The sequence below is a fragment of the Heliorestis convoluta genome (assembly GCF_009649955.1).
Classification (GTDB): domain Bacteria; phylum Bacillota; class Desulfitobacteriia; order Heliobacteriales; family Heliobacteriaceae; genus Heliorestis; species Heliorestis convoluta.
Genome location: NZ_CP045875.1, coordinates 936,881 through 953,897 on the forward strand (window position 1 = coordinate 936,881; position 17,017 = coordinate 953,897).

Here is a 17,017-nt window from a genome sequence, read left to right on the forward strand (position 1 = left end):
AAAGTCTATAGTAGTTCTGTCGTCACTTCGATCACTTCTACTTCACCTGAATACTCCATCTGCCGCACCGCCTCATCGAGAACTTGACGAATATGCTTTCGATTGTTGCTTACGACAGCCAAGCCAATCACGCTGCTTGCCATAGATCATGCTTATCCACTTCTGACACAGAAACATTAAAGCGACTTCGCAAACGATCAACAATGCTCTTTACAACGCGACGCTTGCCTTTTAATGAGTCAACACCATGGATATGTAAGGATACTTCTGCGTAACCAACTGTCATGTCGTCCCCTCCATATTTATACTACTACTATTTTATAAGGTTCTCTTCTCAAAAAGAAAAGATAATTGCAAAATTTTTGGTAAAATTAAAAGCCATTGGATACTTCTTTCGAAGTCCAATGGCTTTTTTTATTCCTTGACATGAATGATCATTTCTAAGTACTTCCCTGCTTTTTTTACTCTGTTTAATAACGTTTCTGTAATAACATCACCAGGCTCTGCCAAGATTTCTCCGATGGGGCTTTCAATTCGTTTGGTCAAAGTTTTGCCAATATAATATTTATGTTGAAGCTCACCAAAAAGAGCACCTGGCGGCTTGGCAGAGGGCTGACTTCTCTGCTGAGATATTTTTTCACTTTCCTGCATAGAATTATCCCGTTCTTCGGAAAGATTCTCTTCTTTTAAGACTTGCAAAAGTGGTAAAAACTCACGCTGATCTTGATCATTTCTGTTCTTGTAGGCTTGCGCCACTTTCATATTCATAGGCTTAGCAGGTTCTTTCTTCGGCAAAGCCTTTTCTGCTATAGCCAATAAGGCAGAGACATCAGGAGCCATCTCTTCCTTATCTATCGCTCGGGTAGAAGTATTTCTTGAGTGGATCTGGGCAAGCGGTTTCTCAGGGTTTTCTACCTCTACCTCTATCTCATCTTTTCTTTGTAATTCTGTATGTTCTAAGAAATCTGATTTCTGCAGACCTACCGTCTGATGATCATACAAAGGCAGATCTTCCAATCGTAAATTTCTTTCTACGAGTAAAATCTGAGTTCCAATAGATAGAATCTTATCCATTTCAATCAGCCGTTCTCCCACATCTATCTGCTGTGGTACGAGCAAGGCACCCATAATAGCGCCTTCTATCTCATCAATAAAGAACTCACGTACTTGACCGAGTAGAACACCATTGCCCGTTAGAACTTTCGATTCTTTCAGCTCACACTTTTTATCAAGCAGAGCGGCCACATCAGGCCGCTCTGTCAAAGACTGCAAGGATTTGAAGCCTTCGATAATAACCGCATACTCCCCAATGCCTTGAATCTGATCAAAAGCAAGGGTCTTGGCCCCGTTATACCAATCTTCTGGCTCGATCAACAAGCATTGAACCTTACAAGTCTCTGGATTGATAACCAGATCGCGAACATAACCGATTTCTTTACCATCATGGATACTGATAACGGAAAGGCCCAATATACCCTGGCTATGGATCATCCCATTCCCTCTTTTCAAGAATCATCCCATCTTTTATAACCGACCGACTCGTTGTAAAGCTCGACGATAGAAAGCCATATAATCTCCAGCAGAACGAGCCCAAGAAAAATCTAAGGTCATCAAATGGCGCACCAGCTTATTCCAGTCATTCTTCTGCTCATAGAGACGTAAAGACCGCTCAATCGCATCTAACAAAGCACTTGACTCATAGTCTTTAAAAACAAATCCATTGCCCTTTTCTCGATTTTGATCATAGTCAAAAACGGTATCAGCAAGCCCCCCAGTTGCTCTCACGATGGGGACAGAGCCATAACGAAAAGCAATCATCTGTCCCAAGCCACAGGGCTCATAGCGAGAAGGCATTAAGAAAAGATCGCTACCACCATAAACGCGCTGGGCTAGAGGCTTGTTAAAGCCAATATAAGCGCGGACTTGCTCCGGGAAGCTTTCTTCTAGATGACGGAACAAATTCTCATAGTAAGGATCGCCTTCTCCAACTACAACAATCTGCAGACCTTTTTGCAACAGCGCATGGGCGATCTGACCGATTAGATCAAATCCTTTTTGATCAACAAGACGCGAAACTACGCCTAGTAAAGGAACGTCACTGACAGGAAGGCCTAGCTCTTGCTGCAAACTTTTCTTAACCTGCTTTTTTCCCTCTATATAATCGGGGGAAAAGTGATGAGGTAGATAAGGATCGGTCCCAGCATTGTACTGATCAATGTTAATCCCATTCAGAATTCCAAAAAGCTGGCCTTCTCGACTTTTCAATAGACCTTCTAATTGCTCGCCGTACTGGGCTGTTTTAATCTCTTCTGCGTAGGTGGGGCTGACAGTATTAATCAAATCGGCATAAACAATTCCCGCTTTAAGAAAATTAACTTGCCCATAGAACTCTGCTTTATCGACGTGGAAAATCTCTCCCGGAAGGCCGAGAAAGTCAAGCATAGCAGGACCAAAAAGACCTTGGTATTTCAAATTATGAATGGTCAAAACCGACGCAATGGCATCATAACCTTTGCGATGACCATACTGTTCCTTTAACATCACAGCAGCTGGTCCTAGCTGCCAATCATTAAAGTGAATAATATCAGGTATAAAATCGATAGGTTCAAGCATCTCTAATACAGCACGACTAAAGAATCCCCAGCGGTCACCATCATCAGCATAACCGTAAATATTGTCCCGATAAAAATAATGATAATTGTCAATGAAAAAAACTGGCACTTCCAACGAATCGTCAGGGTTTGAAGTTGCCTTGATGCTGCTTTGCCGCACAATTGCTGTCTCGATTCTATCTTTCATCGGAACAGGAAAATCAGTGACGTAGGTACCTTCCTCAATAAACTTATAGCGAGGCATGGCAATGGCAATCTCCACCCCAGCAGCGGCCAAAGCGCGTGGTAAAGAGCCTGCTACATCGGCCAGACCACCGGTTTTTGCAAAAGGCTCCACTTCTGTGGACAGGTACAATACTTTTAATGGCTGAGCAGTCAAGATGGCTATCCACCCTTTCTTTAACAATTACATACTCTTGTTCTTATAAAAACTTATTCGAGAAAAGGAAGCCAATTCCTCCCACCTATCTTTTTCTGATCATTCTATATCTTACCCAAAGTTCTCCGTTTCGAAGAGGTGCATTTTCGTCTTCCGTCCAAAAACAATAATTAAGTCGCCTCTACAAAGGACCGTATCAGCTCTCGGTTGGATAGGCTCATCTTTATGATAAATCATTAAAAAAGATACGCCAAAACGATTCGTTGTATTGATATCACGAATCGTCTTCCCGGCATAGCCTTTACCCACTTCCATTTGCTCAACTACAAAGCCTTGAGGCATCTCTAAAATATCAATTTGTGACTCTGTCGATATCATCTGCGCCAAGCGCATGCCAATATCCCGTTCTGGATAGACCACATTGTCAGCGCCCATTTTCTCTAAGACATTGCCTCTGCGTTCATTCGAAGCTTTTACAGAGACGCGAACGCCTGCTTCTTTAAGTATATGGGTAGATACAAGAGCACCTTCAAAGTCCGATCCTAAAGCCACCACAGCTTCATCAAAATTTTTCTCCCCTACAATGCGAATCAGTTCTTCATCATCTTCTCCTACATCTAAGATAGCCCCCGATACGATCATATCCCGAACATGATCGAGGGCTTCTTCATCTTGATCAATGGCAAAAATATCTTGCCCTCGCTCATAAAGCCCCTGAATAACACCACGACCAAAGCGACCGACGCCGATAACAAGGACTGACTTTTTTTTCACTGATACGCCTCCTAGCCTATAAGAATGGACTCTTTCATATAGCGAACTCTACGAATCTCTTTACCCGCCAAAATGGTAATCAGTGAAAGGACGCCTATACGTCCTACTAACATCAACAACCCAATCACAACTTGACCAAAAGGAGATAGATCAGCTGTAATTCCCATAGACAAACCGACCGTAGCCAGTGCTGAGACAACTTCAAAAAGTACAGGCTTAAAAGGCAACCCTTCTATGAGCATCAACAAAAGGGTACTTATAAAAACGAGTAAAGCTGCTGTAACTGCAACTGTAAAGGCTTTCATTACACTATCTGCAGCAATTTCTCGTTCAAAAATCACAACTTCTTTTCGTCCTCGAACAAATGCCCACACAGCAAGAATAATCGTTCCGAAGGTCGTTGTCTTAATACCACCACCAACGGACCCAGGGCTAGCGCCAATAAACATCATCAGAATCATTAAAAGAATATAGGGATCGGCCCAAAAAGTTACAGGTTCCGTTGTAAAACCGGCCGTTCGAGTAATCGATTGAAAAAGGCTATAGATCATTTGGTGTGTCCAAGAAAACTCTTCCAGTCCCCTTGAATAGGCTGTTATTAAGTACAGAAAAGCTCCCACCAGTGCAATTGCCGCAGTAACCCAGAGCACTAGGCGGCTGTGCAGACTAAGGCGCCTCCAGTTGCGCATCACAAATAATTCTTGTAAAACAACAAAGCCAAGACTTCCAATAAGAATCAAGGCTGTAAAGACAAAAACGACAGCGCTATAGTCTTTATAAGGCGCTAAGCTCTCTCCTGTCAGGTCAAAACCAGCGCCATTAAAAGCGCTCACAGTGTGAAATAGAGTAAAGAAGAAGCCCTCAAACCAACCATTGTCCCAGAGGCCCGGTAATAACAAAGCCAGGGCGATGACGCCAATAAGTTCAATGAGCAAAGTAAGGATTAGTACACTTTGCACCAATTTAACGACGCCCGTAAGGCTAAAGTGATTCCGCTCTTGGGCAATCAAGGCACGGTGGCCTAGTTGAATTTTCATGCCGAGGGCTGTCAATAGAAGCGTAGCTATCACCATCAGGCCAAGCCCACCAATTTGCATTAGGAAAAGAATCACTGTATGGCCCCAGATACTCCAATAGGTATCTGTAGGTACCACAATTAAACCTGTCACAGTCAGTGCCGACGTGGCTGTAAACCAGGCTTCCAGCAAAGTAGCTCTTCCTGGCTGTGCCGAAGACCAGGGCAGCAAGAGCAACAGTGTACCAACCATATTGACAAGAAGATAGCTCATTAAAATTAATGGACCTGGTTTCGTCCTGAAAAACCGCATCGAACAAAGATTCTCCTATTCTTAACTAGCCTAAATCTGTTCATCACCAAAAAAAAAGATTCAACATAGTCTTATAGTAGCCCAAGTGGTGTCTAAGATTACAGGAAAGCAAAGGAGGGGCTAACTATGACCATTAAAGAAATCCTCCGCTCTTTCGCTGATCATATGCAAAAAGAATATAATTACTATTTAAGAAGTCCTCAAAGCTTCCCTGGGGAGTGGCATGGATTAAAATTTACCTTTCTAGGCCATGGCGACTACATGGTTGTTTTTCGCTACCAAGATCTAGCTATTAAAATTCCTAAAAGAAGCGACTATCCTTTAGAAAAAGATAAAGAAAGACTGCTTACCCTAAAACCCTGGTCGTCCTACGAAAAGTATGTAGCCCATGATTCAAACTGGATTGCGACGCGCTTTATTCAGGGAGAGCGCCTTGACAAACTTTGGGAAAGTGATTCCCTTGTGTTAACGGACGAAGCCATTCTTCATCTAGAATTCGATCTACGGCATTCTATGATTGCGACGTCCTACTTGCCCTGGGATGTAGAACTTTTTAACCTGATTAAAACCCCCCAGGGGCATCTTAAACTGATCGATACAGGTGAGTTCTTAAATCGCCAGGAACTGCCAGTCTACGAGCAGAAAGAAGCTTTTCAAGCTTCTCTAGAGCGCATTAACAAAGCCATCTTACTTTTATCAGAGCATGTTACTCGCTCTCTTCCTCATCAGCAACACAAGTGACATGATAAAGCATGGCAATCTCATCACAATTGGGGAACTTTGGGCATTCAATGCATTCTTTCCACACTTTTTGCGGCAATTCGTCTTTCGTAACCTTATAAAAACCGCAGCGAGCAAAAAAGCCTTCTTGATAAGTAAGAGCAAAAACACGAGGAATTTTTAAGCTTTTGGCCTCATCCAACAAAGCTTCTACAAGGGCGCGACCGACGCCTTTTTTTTGTGCATCTTTGACAATGGCCAAAGCTCGAATCTCCGCTAAGTCTTCCCAAAGAATATGCAAAGAAGCGGTACCAATAATTTTTCCTTCTTCCTCTACGACCATAATATCCCGTAAGCCTTCATAGAGACGAGAGCGAGGACGGGCTAACATTAATCCTTCTCCAGCATAGTAGCTAATTAGGCTGTGAATCGCCTCAACATCGGTCATTTTTGCTTTTCGTAATAACATAACCTTACCACCTCGTATTTAAATTTTTGCTTCTGCTGTTACTTCTTTCATCCAGGCGATTTCTCGTCTATAGTCATCTATTTCTCCAGGTGTTTCTAAGTTAATCGGCAGATTCCGTAAAGCCGGTGCTTGCAATACTTTCGCCAGTGCTTCAGCACCTATCAGACCTTGGCCGATCATGGCGTGGCGATCTTTACGAGATCCCAACGGTTGTAAACTATCGTTAAAATGCATCGCTTTCAGGCGCTCTACGCCCACAACATCATCAAATTCCTGTAAGACGCCTTGAAAATTTTCTTGTACATCATAGCCGGCACCGAAAAGATGGCAGGTATCAAGGCAAACACCTACGACTTCTGGCACATCCAACCGCTCAATAATGGCAGCAAGCTCTTCAAAGCGCCCTCCGACTTCCGAACCAGCCCCTGCCATTCCTTCTAGCAGAATCATCACTTCCTGATCTGGCTTTAAGATATCATTAAGCGCTTTCGCAATCTTTTCAATACCTACTTCTAGTCCTTGACCGACATGACTGCCAGGATGAACGACAATATAAGGAATTTTAGCTTGTCTCATCCGCTCAATATCGGCTGCTAAGGTTTGACGAGCAAAATTCCAAGTCTCCTCTTTAGGAGCGGCCATGTTAATTGTATAAGGCGCATGGGCCACAATGGGTCCAAATTGATGAGCTTCTCGCAATTCTATAGCCTGATCAAGATCTTCCTGCTTCAAGGCCTTCGCCTGGCCACCACGAGGGTTTCTCGTAAAAAACTGAAAGGTCCTCGCCTCTATAGATATAGCTTCACGAACAGCACTGGCAAAGCCTTTCGAAATGGATAGATGAGCACCAAAGTACAATGTTTTTAGCTCCTCTCTACAACTGTAACGAAATTTCTTCTCTACTTAATATAAAAGACTTTTCAAAGTACGGGCCGCTTCCTGTGGATTCTCTTGCTTAAAAATTGCCGCTATCATCGCTGCTCCACGGGCGCCTGTTCCTCGGAGCCCCTCTAGATTGGATTCATCCAAACCACCGATGGCAATGACAGGAATATTCACGATTGCGCAAAGTTCTCGTAACCCCTCATAGCCCAAAGTTTTCACATCAAGTTCTTTTGAAAAAGGTGTAAAAACAGGACCTGCTCCTACATAATCGGCCCCATCTATTTCAGCCTGACGAGCGGTAGTAGCATTGCGTACCGTAACGCCTATGAGTCCCTGGGGCCACAATGCTCGGGCTTTTACAAGGGGGAGATCTTCTTGCCCTAGATGAACGCCGTCTGCTTCAACAGCCATAGCAATATCAAGGCGATCATTAATAAAAAGCAATTTTCCAGCTTCAGCCGTTATGGTACGAAGCAGTGAAGCTCTACGATAATAATCGGATGTTGAAATATTTTTCTCCCGCAATTGAATGATATCACAGCCTCCGGCGAAGGCTGCCTTTGCCTTATCTACCAGCTCTTCATCTGATGAAGCTTGCCCTTGGCCTAAAATGCCATATAAAATAGGTGAATCGTCAGTGATTCTTTTTTTCATGAGCGTAACTCCCTTTAATAATACAACCTGTACGTGCCAAGACGGCATGACTGGTTAACTAGAAAAAGCCTTGCGAAGCTGTTGAACGGTCCTAGCTGGCTCTGGAGAAGCCATCACCGCACTCATCACAGCCACTGAGGCAGCGCCCTGTCGCAGCGCCATGGTTCCATTCTCAGCAGATATACCACCAATGGCAACAACAGGCCAAGGAGAAAGAGTCGTAAAGTCTCGTAACAATTCCAGCCCCAGACCTTTCTTACCAGCCTTGCAATCAGTCTCAAAAAGATTGCCTAGCATTAGATAATCTAGAGCTGCTTGATCTTGCTTCGACAAAGCAGCTACTTCATTCCAAGAATGAACAGAAAGACCCAGCCACTGCTGAGGTCTTAAAAGACGTCGTGCTACCGAAGGCGCTAGAGCTCCCATTCCCAGGTGAACTCCATCAGCCTCCACAGCCAGAGCCACTTCCACAGAGCCATTCACAAAAAAAGCCGTCCCTGTCTTTGCTGTCAACGCTTTCACCTGAGAAGCCAACTCAAAGAGATGGCGCGGCGATAAGTCCTTTTCACGCAAAACCAACACATCGGGCTTACCTTGCAAAGCCGACTCTAGCACCTGCAAAAAAGAAGCCTCACCAGCCAAGTGACGATTTGTTACAACCCACAAGGGGCCCGGAAAGGTTCTCCCCTTCAAAAACGCCTCAACCTTTCATAGACAATCAAAAAGCAATCATAAAGAAGATCGGAGCAATGACAATCATAGACGCCCTGCTCCGCTTTAATCCTATCCTATCAAATTTTCCTGAACGGTGCTACTGATTTTAGCGTTATTCAAGAACCCGATTCGTAAGACAGAACCTTCTGAATAAGCACCTTAAAGCGTAGCAAGCTCCTCTAGCAATTGCTCAAAAAGCGCAAGGGATTCTTCAACAGGTCCTGGCGTACTCATATCTACACCAGCCTTTTTCAGTAACTCTAGGGGATAGTCAGAGCTACCTCCAGCGAGAAACTCCAGATAGGGTCCTACAGCCTTTTCTCCATCTTCTATGATCCTCTTGGTCAAGGCTGTCGCGGCCGCAAAGCCCGTTGCATACTTGTAAACATAGAAATTGTTATAAAAGTGAGGAATTCTAGCCCATTCCACATCAATCTCTTCATCAACAACCATGGCGGGCCCATAGTAATCATGATTTAACTGTCTGTAGCTGCTTTTCAAAACTTCAGGCGTTAGTGCCTCGCCCTTTTCCACTTTATGATGAATCAACTTTTCAAACTCTGCAAACATGGTTTGACGAAAAACAGTGCCGCGGAATTGCTCTAGATAGTGATTGAGCAAATAACGCCTTTTGGTCTTATCTTTTTCGATTTTCAACAAGTGGTGGATAAGCAAAGACTCATTGACTGTTGAGGCCACTTCGGCCACAAAAATCGAATAATGAGCATACACATAAGGCTGTTTTTGATAAGAGTAATGGGAATGAAGAGCATGGCCCATTTCATGAGACAAAGTAAAGACATCAGAAAGCTTCTCCTGGTAGTTCATAAGAACATAAGGATGGACCCCATAGGGACCCCAAGCGTAAGCGCCACTCGTTTTGCCACGATTCTCATAAACATCAATCCAGCGATTCTGAAAAGCTTTTTGCAAAATGGTACAGTACTCTTCACCGAGAGGTTTTAAGCTTTCTTGCACCATTGAGATCGCTTCTTCATAAGGAATTTGCCAATCTACACCTTCCACAATGGGCGTATAAAGATCATACATATGAAGCTCTTCGACTTTAAGTTCTTTTTTGCGCAGTTCTACATAACGATAGAAGGTTGGCAAATGCTGACGAACAGCCTTAATTAAGTTGTCATAGACCTCAACAGAAATATTATCACTAAAAAGGGCTCTTTCTAAGGCTGAAGAATGGTTGCGAATGCGAGCCATTACAACATCGCGCTTGACTGCTGTGCCTAAAGTAGCGGCAATGGTATTTTCTAAGCCTTGATAAGTATGGTAAAGAGCTTGAAAAGTCTGTCGACGTAGTTCACGATCGCGGCTTTCCATAAGCTGCCCATAACGACCATGGGTAATCTGAATCTCCTGGCCCTGGCTATCCTTCACCGTTGGAAAAGTTATATCGGCATTGTTTAACATGGTAAAAATTTTACTCGCTGCCTGCGTTACTTCACTTGTCTGAGCGAGTAAAGCTTCTTCTTTTTCTGATAACACATGGGGTTTTTGTCGCCGCAGATCGTCCAAAGCAAAGCGATAGAGGGCAAGGCCTTGCTCTTTCTGTAGAAATTGTTGCAACGTTCCATCAGGGATAGCTAAGATTTCTGGCAATAAAAAAGCCGTTTGACTGCTTACATCACTGCTTAAAGCGGTAATTCGATCTGTTAAAGCTTGGTACACTGTATTGCTATTGTTCTCATCGCGACGCATTCTAGCGTACGTAAAAAGTTTCTCCATCTTCTGACCCAGTTCATCTTGCCATTGAAGTGCTTGCAGTAAGGTAGCGCTATTTTGAGCCAGTTGACCTTGTAAGCTTTTCAGTTTTTCTACTTGTTCAGACACAGATAGATACTCTTTTTCCCAAGCTTCATCGGTTGAATAAATATCTTCTAAGCGCCAACGATATTTTTCTTCGATAGCCTCACGTTGTGGCAGATCCTTTTTCTGTTCAGACATGGGCAACTTTCCTTTCCCTTATACTCGATTTCTCTATTCAATTAGTATGTTTTGAAAGACAAGAAGATATTTGCCTTTTCCAATCGGTAAAAGAAAGATAGCACTTTGCCCTCAAATCAAGGTAAAAGTGCTATCTTTCTGATTTCATACCTTATAGAGAGCCTTTTAAGCACCTAAGACAGAAGATAAAGGTGGAATCACTTGTTTCTTTCTAGAAAGAACACCAGGTAGATAGGCTTCTTGTGCTTCTACTGTTACTTTGAAAGCTTTTTCAATCGTTTCTAGATCTTGTCCGGCGACTAAAAGGAGCGTGCCTTCATTGATAATATCCGTAAGCATCAATAAGACCATATCTAGCTTTTTATCAACGCGAATGCTTTCCATGGCATCTAAGAGGCTACCTTTTCGTTTCTGAGCACCTTCCATATCCATCGTCTCAACTTGGCAAATGCCTAGTTGCTTCTCGCCCAAGTGAAACTCTTTAAAGTCTTGGAAGATAATCTCTTCTGGACTGCGCCCTTCTAAAGAAGAGCCAGCTGCAAACATAGCTCGTCCAAATTCCATCAAATCAACACCGGCGATTTTGGCAAGCTTTTCAGCAATGACCTTATCTCGTTTGGTGCAAGTTGGGCTCTTAAAGAGAACCGTATCTGACAAGATAGCCGCTAGCATAATGCCGGCCATATCTTTTGGAATTTCTACATCTTGCTCATCATACATGGAAGCAATAATCGTAGAAGTACAACCTACCGGCTCCCCGCGGAAGAAGATGGGTTCTCCCGTTTGCACATCTCCCATGCGATGATGATCGATGACTTCTAAGATTTGTGCTTGTTCTAACCCTAGAACAGCCTGGCTTTTCTCGTTATGGTCTACCAAAATAACTTGCTTTCGCTGTAAGGTAAGCAGATGATAACGAGAAACGACGCCAACAAGACGCTTGTCCTTATCGACAACTGGATAAGAACGGTAACGAGTATCGAGCATGACTTTGCGCACATCATCTACATAATCGTCTTCTTGAAAAGTAATGATGTTATCTTGGTGCATAATGGTTCGAACAGGTGCACACATGCCCAAGAGGCGAGCCGCACTATAGGTATCGTGGGGTACCGAAAGTACAGGAACAGATGCCTCGAGAGCCGCTTCTTTTACTTTCTCCGTAACAGAAAAACCACCTGTAATAATCAAGCAACCTGCGCCTGATTTAATAGCAGCAAGCTGGGCTTCTTCGCGATCTCCAATAATAACAAAATCGCCCGGTTCTATATGCTTCACCATGCTATTGGGATTCATTCCACCAATAACAGCTTTTCCTTTGAGAGGTCTTTCTTCATCGGTAGGAGATAAGAAGCAACCACCCATTGTATGAACAAGGGCCCCTAAAGTGATGCCCATTTTATCAAAATCTTTAAATTCTTCTAAGTTAAGATAGCGCTCTGCAATATCGCCAAGTGTAATCATGCCAACAAGATGATTCTCTGTATCGACGACAGGCAAAGACTTGGTATTCTCTTTCGCTGCTAAAATACCTACATCGCGAATGGGAGCGCTGGCTAACACAGCAAAAGGGCTTTCCTGACCGAGCATATCGGTCACTCGAGCTTTTACATCTTCAAAGTACCTAGGCTCATCTACTTGAAAATAATCCAGTACATATTTGGTTTCTGCTTTCACCTTACCACAGCGACCGGCTATGTATGCTTCATTCGTAGCCTGGCGCTTTAAGTAAGCATAGGCAATGGCCGAACATATAGAATCTGTATCAGGATTGCGATGACCAATTACGATGACGGACATAAGTTCTGACGCCTCCTCTGGTTCCATTTCATAGGACTATTCTTTCTTTTCTGTTGTATTCTACCCTATTTTTATAAACAGTACCAGTCTAGAAAATAAAGCGTCACAAAACCCTTATATTATCACCATTTCATTTTTTTGCCATATTATTTTATAAAGAGAAATAGAAAGTTGAAGCAGAAAGGAGTGAGCTTTCCGTGAGCTATGCAGGTCATGGTTTCTTCGGCGGCCTACGCAATGTGGCCGGGTTAGTAATTGCTCTAATCGTAATCGGAGCTTTCTTCCCCGATCTTTTCGGTTACAGAAAATGTTAATTCAGCATTGATAAGGAAAGGGTGAGATTCTATGAGTGCTTGTGGTGGTTTTTACAGCAACGACATCGTTGCATTGGCCATCTTAATCATCATCATTGCTATTCTCGGCTCAGCGACGTGCTACGTTCGTTATTAATGTAGAGAGCCCTAGCAAGGGAGCAGGTTATGGCTCCCTTTTTCTATTTTTATACCTACGATAAAATGGGGCAAATACGTGCAAGGCCTGGTCATCTCGCTTTCTTCCACTCCAGAAAAGCGAGATGACCAGGCCAAAGCATTTTACTTAATTGTTAAGGAATACAAAGCTTCTGCCCAATAAGCAAGGCAAAGGGATCAATCGTAGGATTGGCCTCCATAATCGCATCAACAGTCGTATTAAACTGCCTAGCAATGCGGTAAAAACTATCGCCTGGGCGTACGGTATAACTACGAGTACCAGGAGGACAAACAACAGGGGGCGTAGCCAAAGGAATACAAATCACTTGGCCGGGACGTAAATTCTGTGGATCAATGGCTGGATTGGCTTCTAGTAAATCATCTAATGAGATGCCAAAAAAGTCAGCAAGGCGATAAAGCCTATCACCGGGCCGAATCGTATAATAATTTTGTTCGGGACAAGGAGGAAAGACAGGCTGCCTGGGAATACAAAGTGGTTGACCTACCGGCAAATTGTTGGGATCATAGGTTGGATTGGCTGAAACGAGAGCAGCAATAGTGGTATTAAATTGCTTAGCCAACTTATAATAGGTATCTCCTGAGCGAATTCGGTAAGGCACTGTTCCAGGTGGACAGCGAAAAGGCATAATAGACACCTCCTGTAAGATTCCTTACAGGATATGCAAGTGACCAATTTTTGCCATGCTTTCTAGGAAAATAAAGCGTGCAAACCTGTCACTCCCAGAAAAGCAAGGCCCCCAAAATACAGGATTGTCAGTAAGACCATAGCGTAACCAGCCAATAAGAAACCACCATCTCGTTCTAAACTACCAGCCGCTAGAAAAAGTATGGCATAAGCAGGAAAGGTATTGGATAAGGGCAGCGGTAGAGGCGCCATTAACATTATGGCACTAAAAACAACCAGAAAGCGATTAATGAAAACCATAGTAGGTCCATGTGATAGAAAGTATAGACGGGGTCTCACGAGCTTCTCAATTTTCTCAAAGATTCTCGCGCCTTGTAGCAGCACTTTTCGTAACCAATCAGCAGCGATGGGCTTATCCACATAACGACGAGGCAACAATAGCGGCCGGTTTGCCAAAAGAGCGATACCAATTAATGCAATAAGAAAGCCAAAGGGCGTACTGCTTCCTGGGATTGACATAGGTAACAAAAAAGGGAGAGTGAGAACCATGCAAATTGATAGCATGCCTCGCTCTCCTAGTTGGTAGATTAGTTGCCTTAATGTCAGTCCTTGCGAAGGTATCTTTTGAGCAACTGTTTTTAAGCGGGAAGAAAAAGTCTGGCCTTTAGAAGAATAGTTTTTTGCCATCAACGTCATCTATCTCCAACAGGCTTAGCTTGTACCTATTAATATACTCCATTGGAATCGTTCCCGGCAAATCATTTCAGTCTTCCCATTTCTCATCGTTACTGAACTCTTTGTCATCATCACTGTAATCATCAAAACACATCTTTAAGCTTCTTATCTTCAGCGCATCATCGCCGTCTCTCTCATAAAGAATATTATGGGCTTTTTCGCTGAACTCATAAGCTCCAATAATTGACTTGTATATGCTATCGGAGAGTATGGGGCCAAATTCTTTGCGAATGGCTTTTTCTAAGAGCTGCTCAAATGTTTCTGGCTCCTTGCTTCTATCAATTCTTTTCTCCTGCATCTTATCAAGTTGCTTTCTTTTATAGGAATCCAATGAGACGACTTTTTCTTTATCCATGCTTCTCGCCCCCACTTCCCCATCCAAAAAGAAAAAAACAACATAGTAATGACCTCATTGAAAGTCATCATTTCCTATAAGCTCGCACTTGCGTTCATCTTCACTTTATCATAATTTTACCGGAATTCCAATTCTTTTTTCTAAAATTTTTCCTTACAGGAAAGAAAAAAAGCCCTTTACGACATAGCGTAAAAGGCTTCTTCATTGACCTTTGTCTTCTTAGTTTCGTTTCTGACGTAAGCGATGAATTTCCTGATTGGCTCGGTTTAACTTTTCTTCCAAGTGATCTTTTTCTTGTCGCTCAACGACAAGTTGATCCCGCAAATGGTTGATAGCGACCCTTTTGCCACTCAGTTCGCTCTCTAGCTTTTGAATCTTTCGAAACAACACTTTAGAACCTGTCCGAGGTTGCTCCGGTATTAACATGGTTACAGCTTGTAAGCGCATTGCTTCAAATTCCTCGACCAAAGGAAGGTGCAGCAAAATATAATTTGTTCTTTTTTCGCCATAGTCTTTTTGATACTGTTTTGCGTTGCTCCAATGTTTGCACAAGTCGTGTTGCAACGTATTTACCAAGAATTTATTGGCAGCAACAAAAAAGTCGTGATGCTCGTCATGGGGAAGTTCTTTGACATACTGTACCATCGACGATTTCGAAAGTCCTTCTAACTCTTCAAAATCAAAGCCAACCGCAGCGAGACCTATGGCAATTTCATGGTTGACCATCTCCTCCAGAATGCCATTCCACTGTTTTTTGCAAAAATGGAAAAAGCCATCCCAAAATAGAGTCGATTGTCTCTTCCAGTACGCATCTTGCTCCTGCATTAACTTCGGAAAATCTTGTTTTTGACTTTGTTCAGAAGATTTAAGTCTGCCCATGGATTGATCAATAATCTTAAAGCCTTTATCAGAAATCTTGATTAAAAATACAATCTGCTTCCCCACAAAAAATTCGTAATGGGTAGCGAAGGCTTCTTGACCACAGCAAATAATAGAGGGTACATAAAGATCTTGTTCTTTGGCTTGCTTTATGATCTCTTCCATGGTGTCGCCAAGGAAATGAGCAAGATTGACTTTGGCGTTCTTTTTACATTCTGAACAAAGCCTTGTTGCAATCAAACGAGCCCCCGTCAATTTTATCCCTGCCTTATCGATGAATTGAAAACTATTGTATCAGAGATGTCTTCGTCATCAACCACCGATTCCCTTCTCTACACTGAAAGAAATTTCACGAACTTTGCAGAAAAAAGAGGTTCAATCAATTTGTTACTAAAAATCAAGATAAAGCCGCTTCTACTTTCGCTGTAATCATGTCAAGATCTTCTTGATTCGGAATATATTGCACTTTGCCTTGCTCCATCATTTCAAAACCACAACTTTTGAGCCATTCTTCTACCTGCCCAATGCTTTGACCGCCCCAACCATAAGAGCCAAAGGCCAATCCTTTTCTTCCCTTCGGTGCTAGGCCTTTCAAGTAAGTTAGAAAAGCAGCCACAGAAGGTAGCAAGTTATTATTCAAGGTCGGAGAACCCACACAAACGTATTCAGCATCAATCAGTTCCGTCATAACATCAGAAATATGATTGGCTTTGAGCGGCAACATTTTGGAGTGAATGCCTTTGTTTGCAAAGGCTTTTTGAATAGCATAAGCAATTTTTTCTGTAGAATCCCACATGGTATCATAGACAATAATTGCTTTGGGCGCGGTCTGGTTTGTTGACCATTTCTTATAAGCCTCTACGATTTCAGCAATATGAGAACGCCAGATAATGCCATGGCTTGTTGCAATGACGTCAATTTCCAAAGGTGCTACCGCTTCTAAAGCTTTTTGTACTTGACCGCCATAAGGCAAGACAATATTGGCATAATATTTTTTGGCTTCTTCCATTACCAGGTGTAGGGGTGCTTCATCATCAAAGCGCTCCGTCGTCGCTAGATGTTGACCAAAAGCATCATTGGAGAATAGAACCTTGTCTTCTACAAGATAGCTCACCATGTTATCGGGCCAATGCACCATTTGGGTCAGTACGAAAGCAAGATTTCGTTTTCCTATATTTAGGGTATCGCCTGATTTGACGATTTTGAATTCCCAGTCTTTCTTATAATGGCTTTTTAGGCCTTTTTCACCGTTTGGAGAAGTTACGATTGTAGCATTCGGCGCTACCTCCATTAATTTGGGGATACCGCCAGAGTGATCCATCTCCACGTGGTTGCAAATAATGTAGTCAATCTTGGCAGGATCGATAATCTGAGAAATTCTTTCTATCATCTCATCATAAAGATAGTGTTTTACTGTATCAACGAGCGTAATTTTTTCATCAATGATTAAGTAGGCGTTATAGGTAGATCCTCGTTGTGTAAGATAGCCATGGAAGTCTCTCAAATCCCAATCTATTGCTCCAACCCAATAAATACCTTCTTTAACTTGTACCGGTTTCATTGTTTTGCCTCCTTGTTCGCGTAGCGAAGATTGCTTGTAGTCTTATCGCTACTTGTAGATTTCATTTTGCCTTA

16 protein-coding genes and 1 pseudogene are annotated in these 17,017 nt (G+C 42.8%); 1 reads left to right on the forward strand and 16 read right to left on the reverse strand.

The features are described from left to right. Positions 1–5 precede the first annotated feature (5 nt). The 5 genes and pseudogenes from FTV88_RS16110 to FTV88_RS04430 all read right to left on the reverse strand — a co-directional run bounded on the left by FTV88_RS16110 (position 6) and on the right by FTV88_RS04430 (position 5,093). A pseudogene (locus FTV88_RS16110) lies at positions 6–286 on the reverse strand (DUF503 domain-containing protein). A gap of 128 nt (positions 287–414) precedes the next feature. Continuing rightward, positions 415–1,491 (reverse strand): PRC-barrel domain-containing protein, encoded by a 1,077-nt coding sequence (locus FTV88_RS04415; protein ID WP_153724571.1) that lies wholly within the window; start codon positions 1,489–1,491, stop codon positions 415–417. A gap of 33 nt (positions 1,492–1,524) precedes the next feature. Next, positions 1,525–2,991: a glycogen synthase gene (locus FTV88_RS04420; protein ID WP_153724572.1), complete on the reverse strand. Its 1,467-nt coding sequence runs from the start codon at positions 2,989–2,991 to the stop codon at positions 1,525–1,527. A 111-nt stretch (positions 2,992–3,102) separates the two neighbouring features. Next, positions 3,103–3,765, reverse strand: coding sequence for a potassium channel family protein (locus FTV88_RS04425; protein ID WP_153724573.1), 663 nt, complete (start codon positions 3,763–3,765; stop codon positions 3,103–3,105). Between the two features lie 11 nt (positions 3,766–3,776). Further along, a complete protein-coding gene (locus tag FTV88_RS04430; protein WP_153724574.1) occupies positions 3,777–5,093 on the reverse strand; it encodes a TrkH family potassium uptake protein in 1,317 nt (438 codons plus the stop codon). Positions 5,094–5,219: 126 nt separating this feature from the next. Here FTV88_RS04430 and FTV88_RS04435 point away from each other — a divergent pair, with 126 nt between their 5' ends. Beyond that, positions 5,220–5,834: a hypothetical protein gene (locus FTV88_RS04435; RefSeq protein ID WP_153724575.1), complete on the forward strand. Its 615-nt coding sequence runs from the start codon at positions 5,220–5,222 to the stop codon at positions 5,832–5,834. Here FTV88_RS04435 and FTV88_RS04440 read toward each other — a convergent pair. From FTV88_RS04440 to FTV88_RS04490, 11 genes are all read right to left on the reverse strand, one after another. Continuing rightward, positions 5,800–6,282: an N-acetyltransferase gene (locus FTV88_RS04440; protein ID WP_153724576.1), complete on the reverse strand. Its 483-nt coding sequence runs from the start codon at positions 6,280–6,282 to the stop codon at positions 5,800–5,802. The two genes, FTV88_RS04435 and FTV88_RS04440, sit on opposite strands and share 35 nt — an antisense overlap. 18 nt (positions 6,283–6,300) lie before the next feature. Further along, positions 6,301–7,140 carry a deoxyribonuclease IV gene (locus tag FTV88_RS04445; RefSeq protein WP_153724577.1) on the reverse strand — a complete coding sequence of 280 codons (840 nt, stop codon included), beginning with the start codon at positions 7,138–7,140 and terminating at the stop codon, positions 6,301–6,303. Between the two features lie 45 nt (positions 7,141–7,185). Further along, positions 7,186–7,821, reverse strand: a complete 636-nt coding sequence (gene thiE / locus FTV88_RS04450) for a thiamine phosphate synthase (RefSeq protein WP_162007897.1) — start codon at positions 7,819–7,821, stop codon at positions 7,186–7,188. 54 nt (positions 7,822–7,875) lie between these two features. Then, positions 7,876–8,514 carry a thiamine phosphate synthase gene (gene thiE, locus FTV88_RS04455; RefSeq protein ID WP_153724579.1) on the reverse strand — a complete coding sequence of 213 codons (639 nt, stop codon included), beginning with the start codon at positions 8,512–8,514 and terminating at the stop codon, positions 7,876–7,878. A gap of 180 nt (positions 8,515–8,694) precedes the next feature. Next, entirely contained in the window at positions 8,695–10,497 is a 1,803-nt protein-coding gene (pepF, locus tag FTV88_RS04460) for an oligoendopeptidase F (protein WP_153724580.1), read from the reverse strand. Between the two features lie 165 nt (positions 10,498–10,662). Then, positions 10,663–12,297: a putative manganese-dependent inorganic diphosphatase gene (locus FTV88_RS04465; RefSeq protein WP_153724581.1), complete on the reverse strand. Its 1,635-nt coding sequence runs from the start codon at positions 12,295–12,297 to the stop codon at positions 10,663–10,665. 604 nt (positions 12,298–12,901) lie between these two features. Then, the gene (locus tag FTV88_RS04470) at positions 12,902–13,414 is read right to left on the reverse strand and encodes a muramidase family protein (protein WP_153724582.1); all 513 of its coding nucleotides are present in this window, start codon (positions 13,412–13,414) and stop codon (positions 12,902–12,904) included. A 62-nt stretch (positions 13,415–13,476) separates the two neighbouring features. Continuing rightward, on the reverse strand, positions 13,477–14,100 hold the full coding sequence (locus FTV88_RS04475) for an exopolysaccharide biosynthesis protein (RefSeq protein WP_243137463.1): 624 nt from the start codon (positions 14,098–14,100) through the stop codon (positions 13,477–13,479). 76 nt (positions 14,101–14,176) lie between these two features. Beyond that, positions 14,177–14,503, reverse strand: coding sequence for a hypothetical protein (locus FTV88_RS04480; RefSeq protein WP_153724584.1), 327 nt, complete (start codon positions 14,501–14,503; stop codon positions 14,177–14,179). A 219-nt stretch (positions 14,504–14,722) separates the two neighbouring features. Then, on the reverse strand, positions 14,723–15,637 hold the full coding sequence (locus FTV88_RS04485) for a hypothetical protein (RefSeq protein ID WP_153724585.1): 915 nt from the start codon (positions 15,635–15,637) through the stop codon (positions 14,723–14,725). Between the two features lie 142 nt (positions 15,638–15,779). Next, positions 15,780–16,943, reverse strand: coding sequence for an FprA family A-type flavoprotein (locus FTV88_RS04490; protein ID WP_153724586.1), 1,164 nt, complete (start codon positions 16,941–16,943; stop codon positions 15,780–15,782). Positions 16,944–17,017 lie beyond the last annotated feature (74 nt).

Bases quoted from the DNA above. Each gene is read 5' to 3' on its own strand.
- FTV88_RS04415 (WP_153724571.1), bottom strand. From the start codon at position 1,491: ATGATCCATAGCCAGGGTATATTGGGCCTTTCCGTTATCAGTATCCAT.
- FTV88_RS04430 (WP_153724574.1), bottom strand. From the start codon at position 5,093: ATGCGGTTTTTCAGGACGAAACCAGGTCCATTAATTTTAATGAGCTAT.
- FTV88_RS04435 (WP_153724575.1), top strand. From the start codon at position 5,220: ATGACCATTAAAGAAATCCTCCGCTCTTTCGCTGATCATATGCAAAAA.
- FTV88_RS04440 (WP_153724576.1), bottom strand. From the start codon at position 6,282: ATGTTATTACGAAAAGCAAAAATGACCGATGTTGAGGCGATTCACAGC.
- thiE (WP_162007897.1), bottom strand. From the start codon at position 7,821: ATGAAAAAAAGAATCACTGACGATTCACCTATTTTATATGGCATTTTA.
- pepF (WP_153724580.1), bottom strand. From the start codon at position 10,497: ATGTCTGAACAGAAAAAGGATCTGCCACAACGTGAGGCTATCGAAGAA.
- FTV88_RS04465 (WP_153724581.1), bottom strand. From the start codon at position 12,297: ATGTCCGTCATCGTAATTGGTCATCGCAATCCTGATACAGATTCTATA.
- FTV88_RS04470 (WP_153724582.1), bottom strand. From the start codon at position 13,414: ATGCCTTTTCGCTGTCCACCTGGAACAGTGCCTTACCGAATTCGCTCA.
- FTV88_RS04475 (WP_243137463.1), bottom strand. From the start codon at position 14,100: ATGGCAAAAAACTATTCTTCTAAAGGCCAGACTTTTTCTTCCCGCTTA.
- FTV88_RS04480 (WP_153724584.1), bottom strand. From the start codon at position 14,503: ATGGATAAAGAAAAAGTCGTCTCATTGGATTCCTATAAAAGAAAGCAA.
- FTV88_RS04490 (WP_153724586.1), bottom strand. From the start codon at position 16,943: ATGAAACCGGTACAAGTTAAAGAAGGTATTTATTGGGTTGGAGCAATA.